3 protein-coding genes and 1 pseudogene are annotated in these 2137 nt (G+C 73.7%); 1 reads left to right on the forward strand and 3 read right to left on the reverse strand.

Annotated elements, in window-relative coordinates:
- Positions 1–16: 16 nt before the first annotated feature.
- From EF903_RS31925 to EF903_RS31935, 3 genes are read right to left on the reverse strand one after another with little or no spacing between them, the layout of a single operon-like run.
- Positions 17–1174 carry an acetyl-CoA C-acetyltransferase gene (locus EF903_RS31925; protein ID WP_125548451.1) on the reverse strand — a complete coding sequence of 386 codons (1158 nt, stop codon included), beginning with the start codon at positions 1172–1174 and terminating at the stop codon, positions 17–19.
- 31 nt (positions 1175–1205) lie between these two features.
- The gene (locus tag EF903_RS31930; RefSeq protein ID WP_125548452.1) at positions 1206–1826 is read right to left on the reverse strand and encodes a TetR/AcrR family transcriptional regulator; all 621 of its coding nucleotides are present in this window, start codon (positions 1824–1826) and stop codon (positions 1206–1208) included.
- Positions 1827–1860: 34 nt separating this feature from the next.
- On the reverse strand, positions 1861–2016 hold the full coding sequence (locus EF903_RS31935; protein ID WP_399422153.1) for an SDR family oxidoreductase: 156 nt from the start codon (positions 2014–2016) through the stop codon (positions 1861–1863).
- Between EF903_RS31935 and EF903_RS31940 the strand changes: the two are divergent.
- A pseudogene (locus EF903_RS31940) lies at positions 1987–2137 on the forward strand (SDR family oxidoreductase); the annotation flags it as partial. The gene EF903_RS31935 and the pseudogene EF903_RS31940 overlap by 30 nt on opposite strands.

Here is a 2137-nt window from a genome sequence, read left to right on the forward strand (position 1 = left end):
GTCCGCGGGGGGCGGTTCAGAGGCGTTCGACGATGGTGACGTTGGCCTGGCCGCCGCCTTCGCACATGGTCTGCAGGCCGTAGCGGCCGCCGGTGCGCTCCAGCTCGTGGAGCAGGGTGGTCATGAGGCGGGCGCCGGTCGCGCCGAGGGGGTGGCCCAGCGCGATCGCGCCGCCGTTGGGGTTGACGCGGTCCGGGTCGGCGCCGGTCTCCTTCAGCCAGGCGAGGACGACGGGGGCGAAGGCCTCGTTGATCTCGACGACGTCGATGTCGTCGAGGGTCATTCCGGTCTTCTTCAGGGCGTGGGCGGTGGCGGGGATGGGTGCGGTCAGCATGCGGATGGGGTCCTCGCCGCGGGCGGAGAGGTGGTGGATGCGGGCGCGGGGCCGCAGGCCGTGGTCGGCGAGGGCCCGCTCGGAGGCGATCAGCAGGGCGGCCGCGCCGTCGGAGACCTGGGAGGAGGCGGCTGCGGTGATCGTGCCGCCGGCGACGACGGGTTTCAGGGCGGCCATCTTCTCCGGGGTGGTGTCGCGCCGGGGGCCCTCGTCGGCGGTGACGCCGGCGCAGGGGGCGGTCTCGCGCTCGAAGCGGCCCTCGTCGAGGGCGCGGACGGCCCGCCGGTGGGAGCGCAGCGCGTACTCCTCCATGTCGGTGCGGCCGATGCGCCACTGGCGGGCGATGAGTTCCGCGCCGTGGAACTGGTCGACGGGTGCGTCCCCGTACCGTGCGCGCCAGCCGGTGCTCCCGGCGTAGGGGCCGCCGGTGAGCCCGAGGGGTTCGGCGGCCTGCCGGGAGGCGTAGGCGATGGGGATCATGGACATGTTCTGGGTGCCGCCTGCGACGACGAGGTCCTGGGTGCCGGACATGACGGCCTGGGCGGCGAAGTGGAGGGCCTGCTGGGAGGAGCCGCACTGCCGGTCGACGGTGACGCCGGGCACCTCCTGGGGCAGGCCGGCCGCGAGCCAGGCGGTGCGGGCGATGTCACCGGCCTGCGGGCCGACGGTGTCGAGGCAGCCGAAGACGACGTCGTCGACGGCGGCCGGGTCGATGCCCGTGCGGCCGACGAGGGCGGCGAGCACGTGGGCGCCGAGGTCGGCGGGGTGGACGGCGGCGAGGCCTCCCCCGCGCCTCCCGACGGGGGTGCGGACCGCGTCGACGATGTAGGCCTCGGGCATCGGGGGCTCCTCTGGTCGGGGCGCGCTGGGGTCAGTCGCGTACGGCGATCCCGTCCAGGACCATCGAGAGGTACTGGCGGGCGATCTCCTCGGGGCTGTGCCGTCCCTGGGGCCGGTACCAGGACGCGGCCACCCACACGGTGTCGCGGACGAAGCGGTAGGTGAGGCGGATGTCGAGGTCGGCTCGGAACACCCGGTCGGCGACGCCGCGTTCGAGGGTGCCGAGCCAGGCCTTCTCGAACTTCTCCTGGGAGTCGGCGAGGTAGCCGAAGCGGGGCTGCAGGGCGAGGTGGCGGGATTCCCTCTGGTAGATGGCGACGGCGTCGCGGTGCCGGTCGATCTCCCGGAAGGACTCGGTGACGAGGGCCTCGATGGTCTCGCGGGGGCCGAGGCCTGCCGCGAGGACGGCGTTGTAGCCCTCCCACAGTTCGCCGAGGAAGGTGGAGAGGATCTCGTCGAGCATCGATTCCTTGGAATCGAAGTGGTAGTAGAGGCTGCCGGCGAGCATGCCTGCCTCGTCGGCGATCTTGCGGACGGTGGTGGCGTTGTAGCCCTGGGCCGCGAAGACCCGGGCGGCGGTGTCGAGGAGTTCGCGGCGGCGGTCGGGCGAGGCCGTCCCGGTGGGCTTCTTCGGCGGCTTGTTCTGTGGCACGCGCCCATTGTCCGTCCGATCCGGAGAAGACCCGTCAGGGGTGCTGGCTGCTGACGGACACGGTCTCGCCGGTCATGTACGACGAGTAGCCGCTGGCCAGGAAGACGATGACGTTGGCGACCTCCCAGGGGTGGGCGGCCCGGCCGAAGGCCTCGCGGGCGGCCAGCGCGTCCAGCCCGGCCAGGCCCACTACGCCGCCGCCAAGGCCGGCGTCATGGCCCTCACCCGGTGCGCCGCCCTGGAGGCCGCCGCGTTCGGCGTCCGCGTCAACGCCGTCGCCCCCAGCCTCGCCGCCCACCCCCACCTGGCGA

This window comes from Streptomyces sp. WAC05292 (genome assembly GCF_003949955.1).
Taxonomy (GTDB): Bacteria; Actinomycetota; Actinomycetes; order Streptomycetales; family Streptomycetaceae; genus Streptomyces; species Streptomyces globosus.

Coding starts and splice junctions, on each gene's coding strand:
- EF903_RS31925 (WP_125548451.1), bottom strand. CDS start 1,174: ATGCCCGAGGCCTACATCGTCGACGCGGTCCGCACCCCCGTCGGGAGG.